18 protein-coding genes and 1 other annotated feature are annotated in these 19,371 nt (G+C 31.4%); of the genes, 11 read left to right on the top strand and 7 right to left on the bottom strand.

Annotated features, from left to right (window positions below):
- On the top strand, positions 1 to 799 hold a 799-nt coding region (locus tag RSB60_RS03130; protein ID WP_332614498.1), incomplete at its 5' end, for a chromosomal replication initiator protein DnaA.
- 145 nt (positions 800 to 944) lie between these two features.
- The gene (gene dnaN, locus RSB60_RS03125; protein ID WP_323382092.1) at positions 945 to 2,066 is read left to right on the top strand and encodes a DNA polymerase III subunit beta; all 1,122 of its coding nucleotides are present in this window, start codon (positions 945 to 947) and stop codon (positions 2,064 to 2,066) included.
- A gap of 432 nt (positions 2,067 to 2,498) precedes the next feature.
- Here dnaN and RSB60_RS11440 read toward each other — a convergent pair whose 3' ends face one another.
- Positions 2,499 to 2,759 (bottom strand): helix-turn-helix transcriptional regulator, encoded by a 261-nt coding sequence (locus RSB60_RS11440; RefSeq protein WP_442879654.1) that lies wholly within the window; start codon positions 2,757 to 2,759, stop codon positions 2,499 to 2,501.
- Between the two features lie 282 nt (positions 2,760 to 3,041).
- On the opposite strand from RSB60_RS11440, the gene yaaA reads away from it, so the two are divergent.
- The 4 genes from yaaA to gyrA are packed head-to-tail and all read left to right on the top strand — an operon-like array spanning position 3,042 to position 8,833.
- Complete coding sequence (gene yaaA / locus RSB60_RS03120; RefSeq protein WP_323382268.1) at positions 3,042 to 3,245, top strand: S4 domain-containing protein YaaA; 204 nt, start codon at positions 3,042 to 3,044, stop codon at positions 3,243 to 3,245.
- Entirely contained in the window at positions 3,242 to 4,366 is a 1,125-nt protein-coding gene (gene recF, locus RSB60_RS03115) for a DNA replication/repair protein RecF (RefSeq protein ID WP_323382267.1), read from the top strand. The genes yaaA and recF overlap by 4 nt, the downstream gene beginning before the upstream one ends.
- Positions 4,342 to 6,276: a DNA topoisomerase (ATP-hydrolyzing) subunit B gene (gene gyrB, locus RSB60_RS03110; protein WP_323382266.1), complete on the top strand. Its 1,935-nt coding sequence runs from the start codon at positions 4,342 to 4,344 to the stop codon at positions 6,274 to 6,276. Before recF ends, gyrB begins: the two co-directional genes overlap by 25 nt.
- A 10-nt stretch (positions 6,277 to 6,286) precedes the next feature.
- Positions 6,287 to 8,833 carry a DNA gyrase subunit A gene (gyrA, locus tag RSB60_RS03105; RefSeq protein WP_442879275.1) on the top strand — a complete coding sequence of 849 codons (2,547 nt, stop codon included), beginning with the start codon at positions 6,287 to 6,289 and terminating at the stop codon, positions 8,831 to 8,833.
- A gap of 134 nt (positions 8,834 to 8,967) precedes the next feature.
- Here gyrA and RSB60_RS03100 read toward each other — a convergent pair whose 3' ends face one another.
- Complete coding sequence (locus tag RSB60_RS03100; RefSeq protein ID WP_332614495.1) at positions 8,968 to 9,840, bottom strand: hypothetical protein; 873 nt, start codon at positions 9,838 to 9,840, stop codon at positions 8,968 to 8,970.
- 80 nt (positions 9,841 to 9,920) lie between these two features.
- Positions 9,921 to 10,122, top strand: a binding site (T-box leader).
- Positions 10,123 to 10,157: 35 nt separating this feature from the next.
- On the opposite strand from RSB60_RS03100, the gene serS reads away from it, so the two are divergent.
- Positions 10,158 to 11,438 carry a serine--tRNA ligase gene (serS, locus tag RSB60_RS03095; RefSeq protein WP_332614493.1) on the top strand — a complete coding sequence of 427 codons (1,281 nt, stop codon included), beginning with the start codon at positions 10,158 to 10,160 and terminating at the stop codon, positions 11,436 to 11,438.
- A 257-nt stretch (positions 11,439 to 11,695) separates the two neighbouring features.
- On the opposite strand, the gene RSB60_RS03090 is transcribed toward serS, so the two are convergent.
- Positions 11,696 to 12,853 (bottom strand): hypothetical protein, encoded by a 1,158-nt coding sequence (locus RSB60_RS03090; RefSeq protein ID WP_332516233.1) that lies wholly within the window; start codon positions 12,851 to 12,853, stop codon positions 11,696 to 11,698.
- Positions 12,854 to 12,958: 105 nt separating this feature from the next.
- Here RSB60_RS03090 and murQ point away from each other — a divergent pair, with 105 nt between their 5' ends.
- Genes murQ through RSB60_RS03075 form a run of 3 tightly spaced genes read left to right on the top strand, consistent with a single transcriptional unit; the run spans position 12,959 to position 15,933 of the window.
- Complete coding sequence (gene murQ, locus RSB60_RS03085) at positions 12,959 to 13,876, top strand: N-acetylmuramic acid 6-phosphate etherase (protein ID WP_332476041.1); 918 nt, start codon at positions 12,959 to 12,961, stop codon at positions 13,874 to 13,876.
- Entirely contained in the window at positions 13,846 to 14,643 is a 798-nt protein-coding gene (locus RSB60_RS03080; protein ID WP_332516234.1) for an HAD-IIB family hydrolase, read from the top strand. The genes murQ and RSB60_RS03080 overlap by 31 nt, the downstream gene beginning before the upstream one ends.
- A 51-nt stretch (positions 14,644 to 14,694) precedes the next feature.
- Entirely contained in the window at positions 14,695 to 15,933 is a 1,239-nt protein-coding gene (locus tag RSB60_RS03075; protein WP_323381765.1) for an MFS transporter, read from the top strand.
- Between the two features lie 36 nt (positions 15,934 to 15,969).
- Here the strand turns inward: RSB60_RS03075 and RSB60_RS03070 are convergent, their stop codons facing one another.
- The 3 genes from RSB60_RS03070 to RSB60_RS03060 are packed head-to-tail and all read right to left on the bottom strand — an operon-like array spanning position 15,970 to position 18,159.
- Positions 15,970 to 16,671 (bottom strand): SIS domain-containing protein, encoded by a 702-nt coding sequence (locus RSB60_RS03070; RefSeq protein ID WP_323381764.1) that lies wholly within the window; start codon positions 16,669 to 16,671, stop codon positions 15,970 to 15,972.
- A gap of 12 nt (positions 16,672 to 16,683) precedes the next feature.
- Positions 16,684 to 17,745, bottom strand: coding sequence for a serine hydrolase domain-containing protein (locus RSB60_RS03065; RefSeq protein WP_332614490.1), 1,062 nt, complete (start codon positions 17,743 to 17,745; stop codon positions 16,684 to 16,686).
- A 3-nt stretch (positions 17,746 to 17,748) separates the two neighbouring features.
- Positions 17,749 to 18,159 (bottom strand): PTS sugar transporter subunit IIA, encoded by a 411-nt coding sequence (locus RSB60_RS03060; RefSeq protein ID WP_323381762.1) that lies wholly within the window; start codon positions 18,157 to 18,159, stop codon positions 17,749 to 17,751.
- Positions 18,160 to 18,308: 149 nt separating this feature from the next.
- Here RSB60_RS03060 and RSB60_RS03055 point away from each other — a divergent pair, with 149 nt between their 5' ends.
- Positions 18,309 to 18,797, top strand: a complete 489-nt coding sequence (locus tag RSB60_RS03055) for a PTS system mannose/fructose/N-acetylgalactosamine-transporter subunit IIB (protein WP_323381761.1) — start codon at positions 18,309 to 18,311, stop codon at positions 18,795 to 18,797.
- Between the two features lie 36 nt (positions 18,798 to 18,833).
- Here RSB60_RS03055 and RSB60_RS03050 read toward each other — a convergent pair whose 3' ends face one another.
- Positions 18,834 to 19,316: a hypothetical protein gene (locus RSB60_RS03050; RefSeq protein WP_323381760.1), complete on the bottom strand. Its 483-nt coding sequence runs from the start codon at positions 19,314 to 19,316 to the stop codon at positions 18,834 to 18,836.
- Between the last annotated feature and the right edge of the window lie 55 nt (positions 19,317 to 19,371).

Raw genomic sequence — 19,371 nt, 5'->3', positions numbered from 1 at the left:
TGTTGTTAATTCTATCAAAATGGGAAAGATAGATGCTTTTAAAAAGTATATGTATTCTGTTGATGTATTACTTATCGATGATATACAATTTATTGCTGGTAAAGAAAAGTCACATGAGATTTTCTTCTCTATTTTTAATGAATTAGTAAATAATCGCAAACAAATATGTATTGCTTCTGATCGTCTTCCTACTGAGATTAAAGGGTTAGAGGATCGTTTAATTAGTCGCTTCTCTTCAGGATTATCTGTTGGTATTGATTCTCCTGAATTTGAAACTTCACTAGCTATCTTAAAAATGAAGATGAGTAATTCTGCTTTTGAGGCTCGTAGTATTGATGAAGAAGCACTTGCATTCATTGCATCAAACTTTAATCGCGACGTACGACAATTAGAAGGGGCTTTAAATCGAGTTTTATTTTATGCAATAGAGTTTCAAAAGGATGATGGTAAAATTCAATTTGATACAGCTACAAATGCTTTAAGAGGACAAGTTCTTGTTTCTGATAAATCAGGCATCACCGTTCGTAAAATTATTAAATGCGTTTCAGAATATTACGGTTTAACTAAACAACAATTAACTAGTAAAACGCGTACGAAAAATATTTCTACTGCTCGTCAAATCGCCATGTTTATGTGTCGTAAATTATTAGATTTACCTTATATAAAAATTGGTGAAGAATTTGGTGGACGTGATCATTCAACTGTTATGAGTTCTTGCGAAAAAGTAGAAAAACAATCTAAATCAAGTGGAGCCTATTTACAAGCTTTAAACGAGATAGAGAAAATCATCAAGTCTTAACTTTCCACACTTTACCACTTTTAATTCACATCAAAAAGTGATAAAATATTCTTATAAAATAAGGCTTTTTGGAAGTTTTCCACTTTTCCACAGCCTTAATAATAATAAAACTATAAATAGATTATAAATAATCAGGAGGACCTCTATGAATTTCAAAGTATCTAAGCGAATCTTCTACAATGCATTGCAGGTAGTATCAAGAGCTATTTCAGCAAATTCTCCATTACCATCTCTATCTGGAATTAAGATTGAAGTTAATGATGATCATATTGTGCTTACAGGAAGTGATTCAGATATTTCAATTCAAAAGATTTTAAATAATGACGAAGAAGATTTAAACTTAGTTGTTAAGGAAACAGGTTCAATTGTTATTGAAGCAAAATACATTCTTGAAATCGTTCGTAAAATTGATGCTGATGAAATTAATTTTGAAATCATTGATGGATCATTGACAAAAATTAGTGGTTTATCTGCTGAGTACAAAATTAATGGAATGAGAAGTTCAGATTATCCTTCTATTGATTTTTCTAAACCAGGTCAACAATTTGATATTGATGCTGATGTATTAATGAAAGTAATTAGTCAAACTAGTTTTGCTACAAGTGATAAAGAGACTAGACCTGTATTAACAGGTGTTAACTTTAAATGTAAAGACAAAGTACTTGAATGTGTTGCGACAGATAGTTATCGTTTAGCTCGTAAATTCATTGAATTAGAGAGTGATAATACATTCAATATTACAATTCCTGCAAAAAGTTTAAATGAAATTGTTAAAACGATTGATAAAGATAGTAAAGTGAATGTATGTGTATCAGATAAGAAGGCACAATTTTGGATTGGTAATACATTGATTCAAACTCGTTTAATTGATGGTTCATATCCAGAAACAGAAAGACTTGTTCCAACAGAATTTTTACATGAAATGATTGTTGATAGTCGTGATATTCTTAATGCGATTGATCGTGCTTCATTTATTAAGAATGAAGGTATCTCAATTGTTAAATTAAGTGCTGATTCAAAAGAAGTTGTAATTTCTAGTAAATCACAAGAAGTAGGATCTTCTACTGAAAAATTAAATGTGATTTCTTATTCAGGAAATCCAATTGAAATTAGTTTTAGTGGTCGTTATGTATTTGAAGCTATTCGTACTTTAGCGACAACTACTGTTAAAATTCAGTTCAGTGGAGAGATGAAACCTTTTGTAATTAGAAATACAGAAGATGATTCAATTCTTCAATTAGTATTACCTGTTAGAACATATTCTTAAATTCAAACTAAAAGTAGAGATAATATTCTCTACTTTTTATGTTCTTAGATGTATTCAGCTCACTTGATTTGATAGGTAAACATATCTTGAAGAGATAATTTTGAGCTTTATATAATATATCAAGGACGAGCGTATTAAAATTTTTTGTTTCAATGTTATAAATAATTACTTCTCCTTTGTTTAAAGACCAGTTTTTTAGGTTTTTATAGGTTAAGGGTGTATTTACCTTATTTCCTACAAAATATTCAAAATAACCCTCTTTTTGCGATTGTAGCGTAATACAGAAATTATCACTATCGACTATTGATGGAATTTGTTCCTTTGTTTTGTGAAATTCAGCCCATAAATCATAAAATGGGTCTCTTCATAGATCAATATTTAGTTTTTCTATGAAGTTAATGAGAAGTTCCTATTGAGGTTTTGTGATAATATTCATTGCGCTTGGATTTTTTCGATAGTTTTCTGGAGTAATATGAAGGTTTCTTTGAAGCATTTAATAAAATTTTCATGTGAATTAAATCTATGATCTAATGCGACATTTATAATTTTTTTATTTGTTGTTTTTAAATCTTCTAAAGCGATTGATAATCGTCTACCTTTTATATAATCCATTACTGATAATTTTACTAATTTTTTAAATAATTTTTGATAATAAAAAGGTGATAATGCAGCTTCACTTGAAAGAAACTCAATATCAAGATGTTGTTCAATTATTTCTATCGTTTTTTGAATTTGTTGCTATGCGTACATAGGTTGTACCTCCTATAAAAAGAATAAAGTAAGTTATTCAATTTGTCTTGTTTATAAGTGTTATTTTTAGTTAAAAAAGATAGAAAAATCAAGGATAAAAACAATCATAATTTTATTTAAGAAATAATGAGTAAAAACAGTAAAAAAACACGAGAAAAAGCACATTTTGATGTGTTTTTGTGGTATAATTAATAAGGGTTTTTGAACCTAAAAAGAGGATATACTATGACGAAAATAAATACTGAATTTATTACACTATCACAACTTCTAAAAATGGAAGATTGTGTAGCTTCTGGTGGTGAAGTTAAATGGTTTTTAAGCGAGGTTGAAGTTTTGGTAAATGGTGAAAAAGAAAATCGTCGCGGCAAGAAATTATACCCTGGAGATGTCATAGAAATTTTAGGAAAAACATACAAAATTGAGTCATGATTATTAAAGAATTGAAACTCAGAAACTTTAGAAATTATGATACATGTACAGTTCAATTTGATAAGGACTGTAACATACTTTTAGGTCAAAACGCTCAAGGAAAAACAAACATATTGGAAAGCTTAGTATTTCTTTCTACAACAAGATCACACCGATTACAATATGATCAACAAATGATTCAAGAAGGTAAGGAACTTTGTAATATAGAATGTACATTTTTTGATGAAAGAGATCGTAAAATTGGTGCTGTTATTCATAGTAAAGGAAAAACATTACTTATTAATCAACAGCCAGTTTCAAAGAGTAGTGATTTTATAGGTAAATTGAATGTACTTTTGTTTTCACCAAGTGATTTGGAAATCTTTGATGATTCTCCTAAAGAACGAAGACGTTTAATTGATATTGAAATTGGTAAAGTATCTTCAAATTATATGTTTCATTTATCACGCTATTTAAAATTATTAAAAGAGCGTAATTCAATGTTGAAGATGAATCGATTTGATGATGCATATTTAGTTGTATTGGAAAATCAAATGATTGAGTCTCAAATAGAAATATTAGTTGAACGTAAAAAATTTATTGATTCATGTAATTTATATTTGAGTGAAAAATATGAAAGATTATCTGATCAAAAATGTGAATTAAAAATTAGTTATCATTCTTGTGTAGAGATAAAAGATAAAGAATTAATGCATCAAGAGTTTAGAAATCTTTACGATAAAAATAGAGAGAAAGATATTCAGTTTAAAGTCACTTCTATTGGTGTACATCGTGATGATTGTTCATTTGAAATGGATGGCAAACGTGTTGAATTATTCTGTTCACAAGGACAAAAGAGAATGGTTGTGCTTGCACTTAAATTCTCACTTGTAGAATATATAAAAAATCAGCTGCATAAAACACCGGTACTTTTATTAGATGATGTTTTATCGGAGCTTGATCACAAAAAACGATATAACCTATTAAAATGTTTGGATGGAGATATTCAAACTATACTTACAACCACAGAAATTTTAGAAGATTTTAATGAATTAAAAAATAAACCTAAAGTATTTGAAGTTGAGAATGGGATTATCAAAACTAAGGAGGATATGCAATGGCAAATTTGGAAAACAAAGTAGAACATTCGTATAACGAAAATGATATACAGGTTCTAGAAGGTTTAGAGGCTGTTAGAAAACGTCCAGGGATGTATATTGGATCAACTTCTGGTAGAGGTTTGCATCATCTAGTATGGGAAATTGTCGATAATGGTATCGATGAAGCTCTTGCTGGGTATGCGACAACAATTAGTGTTATCGTTGATAAAGACAACATCATAACAGTTAAAGATGATGGTCGTGGTATGCCTACAGGAATCCATGAAAAAACTGGAATATCAACTGTAGAAACAATTTTTACTGTACTTCATGCGGGTGGTAAATTCGGTGGTGGTGCATATAAAGTTTCTGGAGGTCTACATGGTGTAGGTGCTTCAGTTGTTAATGCATTGAGTGAATGGTTAGAAGTAATTGTTTATAATGGTGGCCAAGAATATTATGTACGATTTGAAAATGGCGGAAATCCTGTAACACCTTTAAAAATTATTGGTCCTTGTGATGATAAACATGGCTCAACAGTTCGATTTAAAGCGGATCCACTTATTTTCCAAGAGACAGTATCTTATGATCATAACGTATTGCGTGATCGTTTACGTCAAATTGCTTTTCTAAATAAAGGAATAAGAATTGTATTTACCGATGAAAGAATAGAAGATCCTGCGAAAGTAACAGAAACTTTCTATTATGAAGGCGGATTAAAAGAATACGTTGAATATTTAAACAAAAATAAAACGCCTGTTCATGATGATATTATTTATTGTGAAGGCGAAGAAGAAGGAATCCAAGTTGAAATTGCAATGCAATACAATGATGGATATGTTCCTAATATTTATACTTTCTGTAATAACATTAATACCAATGAGGGTGGTACACATGAAGAAGGATTTAAGCTAGCTCTTAATCGTGTTATTAATGCTTATGGTAAAGAAGCAGGAATTATAAAGAAAGATGAAGATACTTTACAAGGGGATGATGTTCGTGAAGGATTGACGGCAGTTATTTCTGTAAAGCATCCAGATCCTCAGTATGAAGGACAAACAAAAACAAAATTAGGAAATAGTGAAGTTCGTAAAATTGTTTCTAACATATTTGGTAACAGTTTACAGCGTTTCTTAATGGAAAATCCAGGCGAAGCGAAAGCAGTTTTAGATAAGGCAACAGTAGCTTCTAAAGCACGTCTTGCAGCTAAAAGAGCACGTGAGTTAACTCGTCGAAAAGGTGCTTTGGAAATTTCAAGTTTACCTGGTAAGCTTGCGGATTGTTCAAGCAAAGATGCAAGTATTTCAGAAATATATATCGTCGAAGGAGATTCAGCCGGTGGTAGTGCTAAGCAAGGAAGAGATAGCAAATTCCAAGCGATACTTCCATTAAGAGGTAAAATATTGAATGTTGAAAAAGCACGATTACATCGTATCTTTGAAAATGCTGAAATTCGTTCAATGATTACTGCCTTTGGATGTGGTGTTAGTGATGAGGTTGATACAAGTAAATTACGGTATCATAAAATTGTAATTATGACCGATGCCGATGTCGATGGTGCACATATTCGTACATTATTATTGACGTTCTTCTATCGCTATTTAAAACCAGTTATTGAACAAGGTTATATTTATATTGCACAACCACCACTTTATAAAGCTCAAAAAGGAAATGCAGTACGATATGCATATTCTGATGATGAATTAGAAGCAATCAAACGTGAGCTAGGTGATCGTTTATCGATTCAACGATACAAAGGGTTAGGGGAAATGAATCCCGAACAACTTTGGGAGACAACAATGGATCCAGAAGTTCGTACTTTGATTAAAGTTGAAATTGAAGATGCTATTGATGCAGATGCGGTATTTAGTATGCTAATGGGTGATGAAGTAGAACCACGTAAAAACTTTATTGTAGAGAATGCACAGTTCGTTAAGAACTTAGATATATAGGAGATTAATCATGGAAATGGATGACAACAAGTACAATCCCGATTCGTTTAACCACGGGAAGATAAAAACTACTGACGTATCACATGAAATGAGAAACTCTTTCTTAGATTATTCAATGTCAGTTATTGTGGCGCGTGCACTACCAGATGTACGTGATGGAATGAAGCCAGTACATCGTCGTATTTTATATGCGATGAATGATTTAGGTATGACACCAGATAGACCACACAAAAAATCAGCACGTATTGTTGGTGAAGTAATTGGTAAGTATCATCCTCATGGTGATACTGCAGTTTATGAAACAATGGTTCGTATGGCACAAGAATTTAGTTTTCGTTATCCATTAGTTGATGGACATGGAAACTTTGGTTCTATTGATGGTGATGGAGCTGCAGCAATGCGTTATACAGAAGCACGTATGTCTAAAATTTCTACGGAGCTGATGAAAGATATTCAAAAAGAAACAGTCAATTGGGTTGATAACTATGATGGTGAGGAAAGAGAACCAGAAGTGTTACCAAGTCGTTTTCCTAATTTATTGGTAAATGGGACAACAGGTATTGCTGTAGGGATGGCTACAAATATGGCTCCTCATAATTTAGTGGAAACTATCGATGCTGCAATTGCAGTAATGGAAAATCCTGAAATTACAGTTCAAGAATTAATGGAAAATTATATCACGGGTCCTGACTTTCCAACAGGTGCATATATATTGGGTAGATCTGGAATTAAACAATCTTATGAAACAGGACGTGGAAGCATTATCATGCGTTCAAAAACTGTGGTTGATGAACTTTCAAATGGTAAGCCAAGAATTGTCGTTAAAGAAATTCCTTACATGGTAAACAAGGCAAACTTAGTTGAAAAGATTGCATCATTGGTAAGAGAAAAATTGATTGATGGCATTACAGATTTACGTGATGAATCAAATCGTGAAGGTATACGTATTGTTATTGAGTTAAGAAAAGATGTTCAAGCGGATGTAATTTTAAATCAATTATTTAGAATGACTGCATTACAATCTTCGTTTGGTGTAAATAATATTGTCCTTGTAAATAATGAACCTAAGCAATTAGGGATTCGTGATATATTAAAGTATTATATTGAACATCAAATTGAAGTAACGGTTCGTCGTACTAAATTTGAATTGAAGAAAGCAGAAGATCGTGCTCATATTTTAGAAGGTTTAAAAATAGCATTAGATCATATTGATGAAATTATTAGTACGATTAGAAATTCAAAAGATGCTACTGAAGCTATGCCAAGATTAATGGAAAATTTTGGTTTATCTGAAATTCAAGCTAAAGCAATTTTGGATATGCAATTCAGAAGACTGACTGGTTTGGAAAGAGAAAAAATTGAAGGTGAATATAATGAATTAATGATATTCATTGAAGATTGCAAAGATATCTTAGCGAACCATTCAAGAGTTGTACAAATCATCAAAGAAGAATTAACTGAAATCAAAGAAAAATATGGTGATAAACGTCGTTCAGAAATTATTGAAGGCGATATTGATATGGAAGATGAAGATTTGATTCCTGTTGAAGATATCGTAGTAACGATGACTATCAACGGATATATTAAACGTATTCCTGCAGATACTTATCGCGTTCAAAATCGCGGCGGTAAAGGTGTTAAAGGAATGGCAGTTAATGAAGATGATATTATTGATCAATTCTTATCATTATCTACACATGATTTCTTGATGGCATTTACGAATAAGGGAAAAGTATATCGTATGAAAGGATATAATGTTCCTGCTGCATCAAGAACTGCAAAAGGTATTCCTGTTGTTAATTTATTGAGTTTAGATAAAGACGAAAAAGTAAAAGCATTAGTTGCGATTAAACGCGAAGACAATGTTAATAAATATTTATTCTTTGTTACTCAAAATGGAATTGTTAAACGTGTATCCGTAGATGAATTTGAAAATATTCGTCAAACAGGTAAGATTGCAATTACATTAAAAGAGAATGATGAATTAATTGGAGTTAAACCTACAACTGGTGAAGATGAAATTATTATTGCTGGAAGTAATGGTAAGGCAATCCGTTTCAAAGAATCTGATATTCGTGTAATGGGTCGTACTGCTTCAGGTGTAAGAGGGTTTAATACAGATGGTTCAAAAGTTATTGGTATGTCTACAAATCACGAAGGAAATTATATCTTAGTAATTTCTGAAAAAGGTTATGGCAAGAAATCTTTACTTGATGATTATCGAATGACGAATCGTGGAGCTAAAGGTGTAATGACATTAAAGATTACAGAAAAGAATGGAGCTCTTGTTTCACTCAAAGCTGTAAATGGTGATGAAGATTGTATGATCATGACAGATGATGGTGTAGTCATTAGAATTAGACTTGAGCAAGTTTCAACTTATGGAAGAAGTGCTCAAGGTGTTAGATTAATTTCTACAAGTGAGTCAAGTAAGGTTTCGACAATCGCAATCGTTGAAAAATCAGAAGATGATGAAGATATCGAAAATAGTGAAGAAAATACGGATTCTAAACCATTAGAAAATAATGATGAAAACAGTCAAAATAGCGAGGAATAATCGCTATTTTTTCTTGTTTTGACAAAATAAAAAGCCCTCTCATTTGATTTTAATTAATTTTCATGGGTAGTAACCTATGAAAATTACATCAGAGAGGGGAAATTTTTAAGAATTTACTTGAAAATAATTCAAGATTAATATAGACCAGCTAAGCGATATCCATTTTCAGTTTTTGATATTTCTATACGTTTTAATTCAGGGTCAATGATGTCTCCATAAGAGGTAACAATATCAACTAAAATTTTATCTTCGGTTTCTTGTGTATTGATAATGAGAGAGGTGTTGTAATATTGTTCATCAGTAATACTAGGTGCATTTTCTATTGAATATAATTTTCCATTATCTTCAATATAAATTGGAGATTCAGATTCAAAAACTTCTGGATAGAATTGCGAAATAAAATCTTTATCAAAAACTGTTTCTACATATTCTTTTATTTGATCGATAGATGTAGGATTTTCGATATTTACAGTATTGAGAACTTCATAATATCCTGGATGAGCTGTACTTTCCTCTGGAGCTAAATCTACTCCGATACCATATAGATAACCAAAGGCTTCACGATCAACCGCAAGTAATTCATCTAAGATGGCTTTTGTTGAGGTGAATGTAGGACTATCTGGTCTAATTGTTGTAGTATCAATTTGAAATGATGCTTCACCACATTGCCAAAAGCTATCGCATGTACTATATAGATGGAAAACCATTTGATATTCATTTATTTTTAATGCGCCAATAAATTCTGCATTGCTGTGATCATCTTCCACTGGTTTCAATTCACTTAATTTTTCAATTTGAGGAATAGTTCCAATTGAGATAGGGAGTGGAGGAGTATCGATTTGATGAATGATTGAGTCTGCAGCTATGCTGGTATTATAATCATCTATACATTCTTGTATTAGAAGTAGAACTTTCTCTTCAAAAGTTAATTCTTTAGGCTCTTCAGATTTAGGAGAACAGCCTGTTAATGTACAAATTAATAAGAATAAAGTTAAACATTTTTTCATAATTATACCTCTTTACTACGTAAATTATACCATTGTTAATCAAACCTTGACAAACAAAGAAAGCGGTGTTTAAATGAATATACAAATCGTTGAAAAGGACAAGTAAAATCAGTTGTGATATCAGAGAGATAGTGTTTGGTGTGAACTATCGCATGACTATTTGAAATCTACCTTGGAGTGAAAGTAAAGCTTTCCGGGACACCGTTATCTGTATTGAGTGGCAAATTGTTTCACGTGAAACAATTTGCAATGAGGGTGGCAACACGAACTATCGTCCCTTTACTGGGACTTTTTTTATTTTCTAGGAGGAGAAAGAAATGTTAGATATTAAATTAATACGAGAAAATGCAGAGTTAGTTAAAGAAAACATGAAAAAGAAGTTTCAAGAAGCTAAACTACATCTTGTTGATGAAGTAATTGAAATGGATAAACAATTCAGAGAAACAAAGACGAAAGCAGATGAATTAAGAGCACTTAGAAATGCAAAGTCAAAAGAAATTGGAGCATTGATGCAACAAGGACTTAAAGATAAGGCACAAGAAACAAAAGAAACTATTGCACATATTGGTGATGAAATTAAAGCGTTAGAAGATAAAGAGATTGAATTAGAAGCTAAAATCAAAACAAATATGCTTTCTATTCCTAATATCATTGATCCAAGTGTTCCAGTAGGGAAAGATGATTCAGAAAATGTTGAAGTAGAGAAATTTGGAGAACCTATCGTTCCTGATTTCATAATTCCATATCATACAGATATCATGGAAAACCTAGCTGGTATTGACTTGGATAGTGCTAGAAAGACAAGTGGCAATGGTTTCTATTATTTAATAGGGGATATCGCAAGATTACATTCTGCAATCCTTTCTTACGCAAGGGATTTTATGATAGATAAAGGTTTTACTTACTGTATTCCACCTTTTATGATTCGTAGTGATGTAGTTACAGGGGTAATGAGCTTTGCGGAAATGGAAAATATGATGTATAAGATAGAAGGAGAAGACTTATATCTTATTGGAACATCTGAACACTCTATGATTGGTAAGTTTATTGATAATATCTTAGAAGAAAAGAATCTCCCTTATACAATGACTAGCTATTCTCCTTGTTTTAGAAAGGAAGTAGGAGCACATGGTATTGAGGAAAGAGGAGTATATCGAATTCATCAATTTGAAAAACAAGAAATGATTGTTGTGTGTAAACCAGAGGAAAGTATGGAGTGGTATGACAAGATGTGGAAATACTCTGTAGAGTTCTTTAGATCATTGGATATACCAGTGAGAACATTAGAATGTTGTTCTGGTGATTTAGCGGATCTTAAAGTAAAGAGTTGTGACGTTGAAGCATGGTCACCACGCCAAAAGAAATACTTTGAAGTAGGAAGTTGTTCTAATCTAGGTGATGCACAAGCAAGACGTTTAGGTATCCGTGTTAATGGAGAAAACGGCAAATACTTCGCACATACATTAAATAATACGGTAGTTGCTCCGCCTCGTATGCTAATTGCTTTCTTAGAAAATAATTTGAATGCAGATGGTAGTGTAAATATCCCGGAAGCATTAAGAATGTATATGGGTGGTAAAGAAATAATCAAGAAGTAGATAACTACTTCTTTTTTTGTTAATCTTAAAGATAATTTAATAAGTACTATTGAAGGTGATATGTTTGCTAATTTAAAGCTTATGTGGTTAATTATAGAAAAAGGATATAGTTAGAATAATCAATTGTTTCACGTGAAACAATTATAAATATTATTTTAAATGAATAATTGAAAAAAATTCAAGTTTATGAGTAAAAAAAGAAAATGAATTTCATTTTCTTTTTAGTAGTTAAAAGGATATAGCTAGAATAATTGATTTTATGACTTAGAAAGTGCGTGCACTGTATTATATAAATTATACTTGGATTCAAGCGAAAGGGTATCAGTGAATTTTTCATATGTAATGAAATTATCATCAAATCCAGTAACATAAGGAGAATATCCATTTGAGTAACAAACTAAAATAGAATTTTCCAAATCAATTGCATTGATATAGAAACTAAATAACTCATTTGGTTCAAAAATAAAATGTATATTTCCAATCTTCAGACAAGAAACTATTACCTCTTTATCCAAGGTATCAAGGTTTTCAAGTAAATGATTACGGACTTTGATCCCAACCTCAATCGTTTCTAGTTCACGGGGAGATAGGTTAGATGGCATTACACTTAAATCAAGTGGAGCTAAAGAATGTGTTAGTGGAACACAAATAGAAGAAAAGCAGAAGGAAGTAAATGGAAGTAACGTATATTCATTACAGAGTGAATTATGAATCTTATTGATCAATAAGTTACCTAAGTGAATAACTCCATCGTAATCTTGCGATTTTCTTGTGAAGCGAGTACTGATATCTCCATCGGCACCTTGCATGAATGTAAAAAATTCATTTGGGTTAGAAGTAGTTAATTTTTTGATAATATATCCTGGATATTCAGCTGAAAAGAAAGGAGTATCCCCATTCATTATTGTAGGGTGACAATTATATGTAATGAAATTAATAACTCTTTTCTTGTTATCGAAAATTGATAGAATTTGTAATAAAACATTTGCTTTATGATTAGATATTCTACTTAACCCCACTTCATCATACGATTCATAAAGATAACTGTATTCTAAATCGCCGTCAGTATAAACGAGATTAACACAAGCTTCTGTAATTTTATCTATACAGAAATTTTGATAATTCTCATTTTTAGGGTCTGCACCAAAATGGGTATGCGTGCAGGATAATATGACTTCACATTTTTTATTAAGAGCTGTTTCACATCGCTGCTTAATCTCGGTTTGAACGGTAATAGGGAATCCTAGATTGTCACAAGAAATTAAATATACAGTAAGATCAGATTGTTGAAAACTAACGATACGTGCATTTAAATCATCATGAACACGAGAAATTTCTTCGGTCTGTTGTATAAATCCAGCTTGCTTAATTTTAAACGTGGGTGTTATGGAAATTGTTGTTGTACTGTATTTCATAAGTATTCTCCTCTCATTAAATTATAATATAAAAAATAAAAAAATACACGAAAATATATTATATTGTATATTGCTGTGATATAATGTCGAAAAAAGGAGAAGAATATGGACTTATCAAAACTTGGTACAGAAACAAGAAATCAAAACACATATGATTTAGATGAGTTGTCAGCCCTAGAAATAATTCAAAAAATGAATGATGAAGATAAGAAAGTTGCCTATGCAGTTGAAAAAGAATTACCAACGATTGCAAAACTTATAGAAAAATGTGCAAACGCAATACAAGAGGGTGGAAGGATTGTTTATATGGGTGCTGGAACAAGTGGCCGTTTAGGTTTGTTAGATTCAGTAGAATGTCCACCGACATTTGGTGTTGAACCTGATCTTGTAATTGGTCTAATTGCAGGTGGAGATAATGCATTTATAAAAGCTGTAGAAGGTGCAGAAGATAAAGAGGAACTAGGCGTTGAAGATTTAAAGAAAATAAATTGTAATAGTAAAGATATTGTAATTGGATTAGCAGCTAGTGGAAGAACGCCATACATAATAGGTGCGTTAAAATATGCTCGCCAATTGAATTGTACAACTGCAACAGTTTCGTGTAACAAAGGAGCTGTGATCAGTTCATACGCAGATATAGCAATTGAAGTTGATAATGGTCCGGAAGCTTTAACAGGTTCTACAAGACTGAAATCAGGAACATCACAAAAAATGATTTGTAATATGATATCAACAGCAACGATGGTATTGTGTGGTAAAGTATATCAAAACTTAATGGTTGATGTTAAACAAACAAATGAAAAACTTGTAAACCGTGCAGAAAGAATAATTATGGAAGCAACAAATTGTAGTAAAGAAGTAGCTACACAAGTTAGAATTGAATCTGAAGGAAGAGTAAAAGTAGCAATTGTTATGGTTCTTTTAAATTGTGATGTTAAGACAGCTGAAAAAAGATTAGAAAATTCTAAAGGTTATGTACGGGGTGCAATTGAATGTCAAAAAAATTATTTATCTCAGATTTAGATGGAACATTGTTGAAGTCAGAAAAAAATGATTCGAAAAATATATCAATAAAAAATATAAAAGCTATCCAAGATTTTGTACGCGATGGAAATAGTTTTGCTGTAGCAACGGCAAGAGGAATTGACTATAAAAATGAACTTGAAGAAATATTAAAAATTAAAGTCGACTATATAGGAAACAATGGTGCTTGTACAATGATAGCTGGAAAAATGAAAGTACATAGCATTCCGCATGAGTTAGTAAAAAAGATTATAAAATTTACATTAGAAAAGAACTTAGATGTTACAATAACATTAAATACAAGAAATGAATTTTTTTATATCCCAACAAATAAGTTTCCGTTTAATTCTTCAGGAAGAATTAATACTGAATTTATAGTAAAAAATGGAATAGTCTATGATGAAACTTTTGATTTAGAAATTACAAAAGTTATGTTTTTTGTTGCAGAGAACAAAGCACTAGAAATCAAAGAAATTTTAATGAATCAATTTAATGAAAGTTTAGAAATCGTTTTATCTGATACGGATATTATTGATATGACTTATAAAGGATGCAATAAAGGAAAAGGTGTATTAGAATTAATAGAAACGTATCAACTAAATAGAGAACAAGTAGCAGTTGTAGGAGATACTGAAAATGATGTGAGCATGTTTCAATGTATTAACCAAAGTTACTGTATGAATCATGCAATGGATCATGTAAAGAAGGAAGCAGCAATGATAGTTCAATCAGTTGATGAAGCACTAAGACATTTTCAAAAAAAGTAAGTGAATGAGAAATTCATATTGAAGGTGAACTGCAGTTCAAAAGGAAAAGATATGACAAAGAATGAAAAATTAATATGTTTGATTAGTGGTTTGTGGACACTAGGAAATACGATGTCAGCCGTATTTGTAAATGTATATTTATATGCTTACACAGGGTCGCTTGTTGTGATGACAATTTATTGTATGATTCGTATTGGACTATTTCCGGTCTTCTTTTCTATTGGAGGGAAATGGGCACAGCGTAAAGGATTTAGTCAAACACTAATCATGGGATTAATCATTACAATGATTTCATTGATTTATGTTTTAGCAGCGAATACATCATTTGAAACAAATCCAAATTTAGTCTATGTTGTTGCAGCACTAGTTGGTTCAGGAGAAGGATTATTTTGGTTAAGTGTAAATAGTTTGAATCAAATTGTTTCAACTGAAAACACACGGGCAAGATATATTAGTAATCTTGGAATTTTTAATAACATTGCGAATTTAATCGCACCCTTATTCGCAACAGTTCTTATTGATTTAGCTCCAAATGATATTGAAGGGTATATAAATATATTTAAGATTGTAATTGTTGTTTATGGATTCATGAGTTTTGCAGCATTTAAAGTTAAGGCAAATCATTCAACAAAAAGTTTTTCTATTCTGAAAAATATGAGAATTAGAAAAGATAAACGATGGCGCTATTGTATGACTTCAACTTTTTTATATGGAATGAGAGATTCATTAATTCTTACGTTGACTGGATTGTTGGTTTATAATGCAACCGGTGGTAAAGGAAGTTTATATAGTCAATTACTTACAGTTTTTGCAATAGCTTCAATAGGTGCATACTATATTTTGGCAAAGAAAATGAATAAGGGTAATATATATTTGTTTTATAAAATTGGAGCATATTTGATAGCTTCAAGTACGATTATTTTAGTTATTTTTCCAACGATGTTTGGTGCCATTTATTATGGAATTGTGAATGCAATTGCAACACCAATGTATGCGAATCCTTATCAAGTTATTATGATGAATAATATTCAAAAATATGAGAAGAAAGAAAATATAGTTGGTCGTGTTATTGCGAAAGAAATTTATTTATCTGCGGGAAGATGTTTTGGGATGTTTTGCATTGTTATGTGTTCCATGATTTTACCGAATGAATTATATCTACCTGTATCAGTTATTTTTTGCTCATTGTTTCCAATTATTTTGGTTTACTACGCTAAGCGCTATGAACAAGGAAACTATGACTTTGATGATGAATCAATCACTGAATTTAATTATATTGAATCTAATTAATGAGAATGAAAAAGAAGTTATAATCATAACTTCTTTTTAAATGTGATATAAACGATCAAAGTATTTTTCTTCAAGTTGTTCATTGAATTCACGTCCACCATCAATATTTTGTGATTTGTAAATCGGTGGTGTGATACCTCGTTGAATTAGAATCTCAGTAGTACGATAGGTAATAGCTTGAATGATTACAGATGTAGTAATCATCGACATACCACATATTGGTGAATCATATCCTTCAACTGTGCATCCGCAGTCTCCTTCAGGAACACAATTATCGATAACAATATCAGAAAGTTGATATAAATTTTTTCCGCATGAATGTTTAGATGTCATTTTTCTTGATGCTTCTAATGCAGTAATAGCGATTGTGATGGCACCTTTTTGTTTAGCACCAATAGCAACCTCGATGGGAAGGGGATTTCTACCAGAATTAGAAATAATAAAGACAACATCATGATTACGAACATCAACTTTTTTCATGAAACTAGATCCAACACCTTCAATACTTTCATATGATCCTCGTGCGGGTTCCATAATTTTTTTTGTAGGAATAAAACCACCTGCGCGATGAGCTACTTCCATAGCACCAGCTTCTGAATGACCAGAACCAAAAGCCTGAAGCATTCCACCATTTTCAATAGCATTCGCACAAGCAATTGCGGCAAGCTCAATTTGGTCTTGTTGTGATTCTTCAACATAGGTAATTAATTCTCTAACACGATTATAAACAGGATTCATATTTCCCTCTTTCTAGAATTCATTTTCTAAAACACATTGAATTGCTAAGTTATGAATATTATTTCTTTCTTGAAATATCTTTGTATTTTCACGACTTGGATGAATGCGATTTGTCATACACAATAAACCGAGAGAGCGATCAAAATCTACGTAGATACTACCTCCAGAAAATCCTGTATGAAATAAAGCACAATCACTATAATAATCACCCATATCATAATTTTGATCCGAGATTACCCATCCAAGAGTTCTTTTCTCATTAAGGTTTACAGTCTTACACTTTTTAAGAAGATCAATTGATGATGGACTTAGTATACGAGTGTCGTTATAAATACCATCATTTAAAAGCATGGTTACAAAGTTAGAAAGATCATTGATAGTAGAAAATAAACCGGCATGACCAGAAATTCCACCAAGTTTAAAAGCTTTTCCATCGTGGACAACACCACGAATAACTCCACCACGCTCAATATTATTTTCATAACTTGCAAAAGTATCGATAGAATCAGCTTTTGGATTAAAACAAGTTGACTTCATTGCAAGTGGATCAAATAATTCACGCTTTGCGAAGTTTTTAAAACTTCCAGTACAAACATCAATCACTTGACCAAGTAAAATAAAGTTAATATCTGAATAAATAACTTCTGTTCCAGGAGTGCAAATTGGTTGAGCAGAATGGATGAATTTCAACATTCTATTCTTTGTCATAACCTTGTAATTTGGGATATCACTAGGTAATCCAGAAGTATGAGTTAAACAATGAAAAATAGAAATCTCACTATTTACAAAAGCAGGGATAATTTCACAAACTTTCGTTTTGAGATTGAATTTTCCTTGTTCAATGCATTTTAAAATACATGTTGTTGTAGCTACAACTTTTGTTAAAGAAGCTAAATCCCAAATTGTTTGCTCATCGTTCTCAATCTGAGTAGGTACAAGTTGACGATAGCCAAGATGGAGAACTCTTTTCTCATGACGAGTTAAAAGAGCAATACTCATACCAGGTACAATTTCTTGTTCAATACATTTTTTGGCGTGTTTTTCTAAGTTATTCCATTGTTTTTGAATAATCACGAATTATTCGTCCTCATCATTTGCCATCATTGCTTGCATAAATGTACGAACATTTACAATTGCATCTTTTCCTTGTTCGATACAAGAATCCAATGATATTTCTTCAGATAATAACGCTGATAAAACCATAGGGAAATTCATACCGGCAACAAACTCTATATTTGGATTACTTACGTAGTGCTGAAATGTAGTATTACAAGGTGATCCTCCAAATAAATCAGCAAAAACCCAAACTTTATCGTATGCATCAAGGGTAGGTTGAATTGCAACTAATTTGTCTTTAAATTGTTCTGGACCATCCGTTGGTTCTAAACATAATGCATGTAAATTAGTTACATTTCCGGCAATCATTTTTAATGATTCTTTAAAAGCTTCAGCATAAAATCCATGGCTAACACATAAAATTCCTTTCATAACTTTCCTCCTCTATTTAGCAACATCATAGCATAGATTTTTTAAAAATAAATTGAATATTCAATTTATTGTACAAAAAACCTTGAGTTTTGAAAGCGGTTGTAATACTATAAAACTAAAGATAGGATATCAACTCTAGGAGGAGAATTATGGTAAATATTGTTAATGTTCGTATTGACGAACGTCTTATTCATGGACAAGTTGCAGCATTTTGGACAAATACTTTGAATGTAACACGCTTGATGGTAATCGATGATATTGCTTCACAAGATGAAATTCAAAAAATGGCTTTAAAAATGGCATGCCCAACAACGGTTAAGTTATCAATTCTTTCAGTTGACCGTGCAGTAGAGAGATTGAATGATCCAACAGCATATGAAGGTGAAAGAATCTTTGTAGTTTTACGTGGAACAGCAACACTTAAGAAATTGATTGAAAAAGGTGGGCCAATTAAAAATATTACAGTAGGTAATATGTCAAATAAAGTTGGTTCTACGCGTGTATATCATACAGTCTGCGTAACTAAAGAAGATATTGAAACATTTAGAGATTTAAGTAATAAGGGATTAACTTTTACCGCGCAAATGGTTCCAAGTGATGAGCCCCAAAACTTTATAGAATTAATCTCGAAACTCTAAGAAAAATACCACCGAGTTTCGGTGGTATTTGTTTTATTATTTCTTTCTAATTTGTTCGTAATTTTTTAAGATGATTTGATAGGACTTTGGTGATACTGGATATTTTTCACCGTTTGTAGTTACAACTTTTATATAAGCAAAGGGAATATTTTTAATTTTCTCAAAGGACTGAATACTCTTATATCGAATTGGTTTTCCTTTTGCGATAAACATGGAGTCATTATAGTACAAGCTATACTTAAGTGGAGCATTAATGAGTTCTCCAAGAAATAATAAAGCAATAACAATACCCATCGCTGTAGTAGTATCATCTTTAACAAATAGTCCAAAGACGGCTGAAGCAAAACCAATGATGACGAATAGTGAGTATAAAATGATGAAAGTTGTATAGAAAGAATAGTGTTCAACTTTCTTACCACCTAATGCAGTTTGAAGATTTGACTTATTATCACGATAGTCTTTAATTTTAACACCTAGCATTACTAAACCAATAATTGAAGCGAATAGAATAATGAACATATGGGTTACTCCTTCTTAAAGTTGGAATCATTATAACACAAATTTAATTGAATCA

The sequence above is a fragment of the Anaerorhabdus sp. genome, assembly GCF_036657415.1.
In the GTDB taxonomy this organism is placed as follows: Bacteria; Bacillota_I; Bacilli_A; order Erysipelotrichales; family Erysipelotrichaceae; genus Anaerorhabdus.
This window is presented reverse-complemented; position numbering and strand designations above follow the sequence as displayed.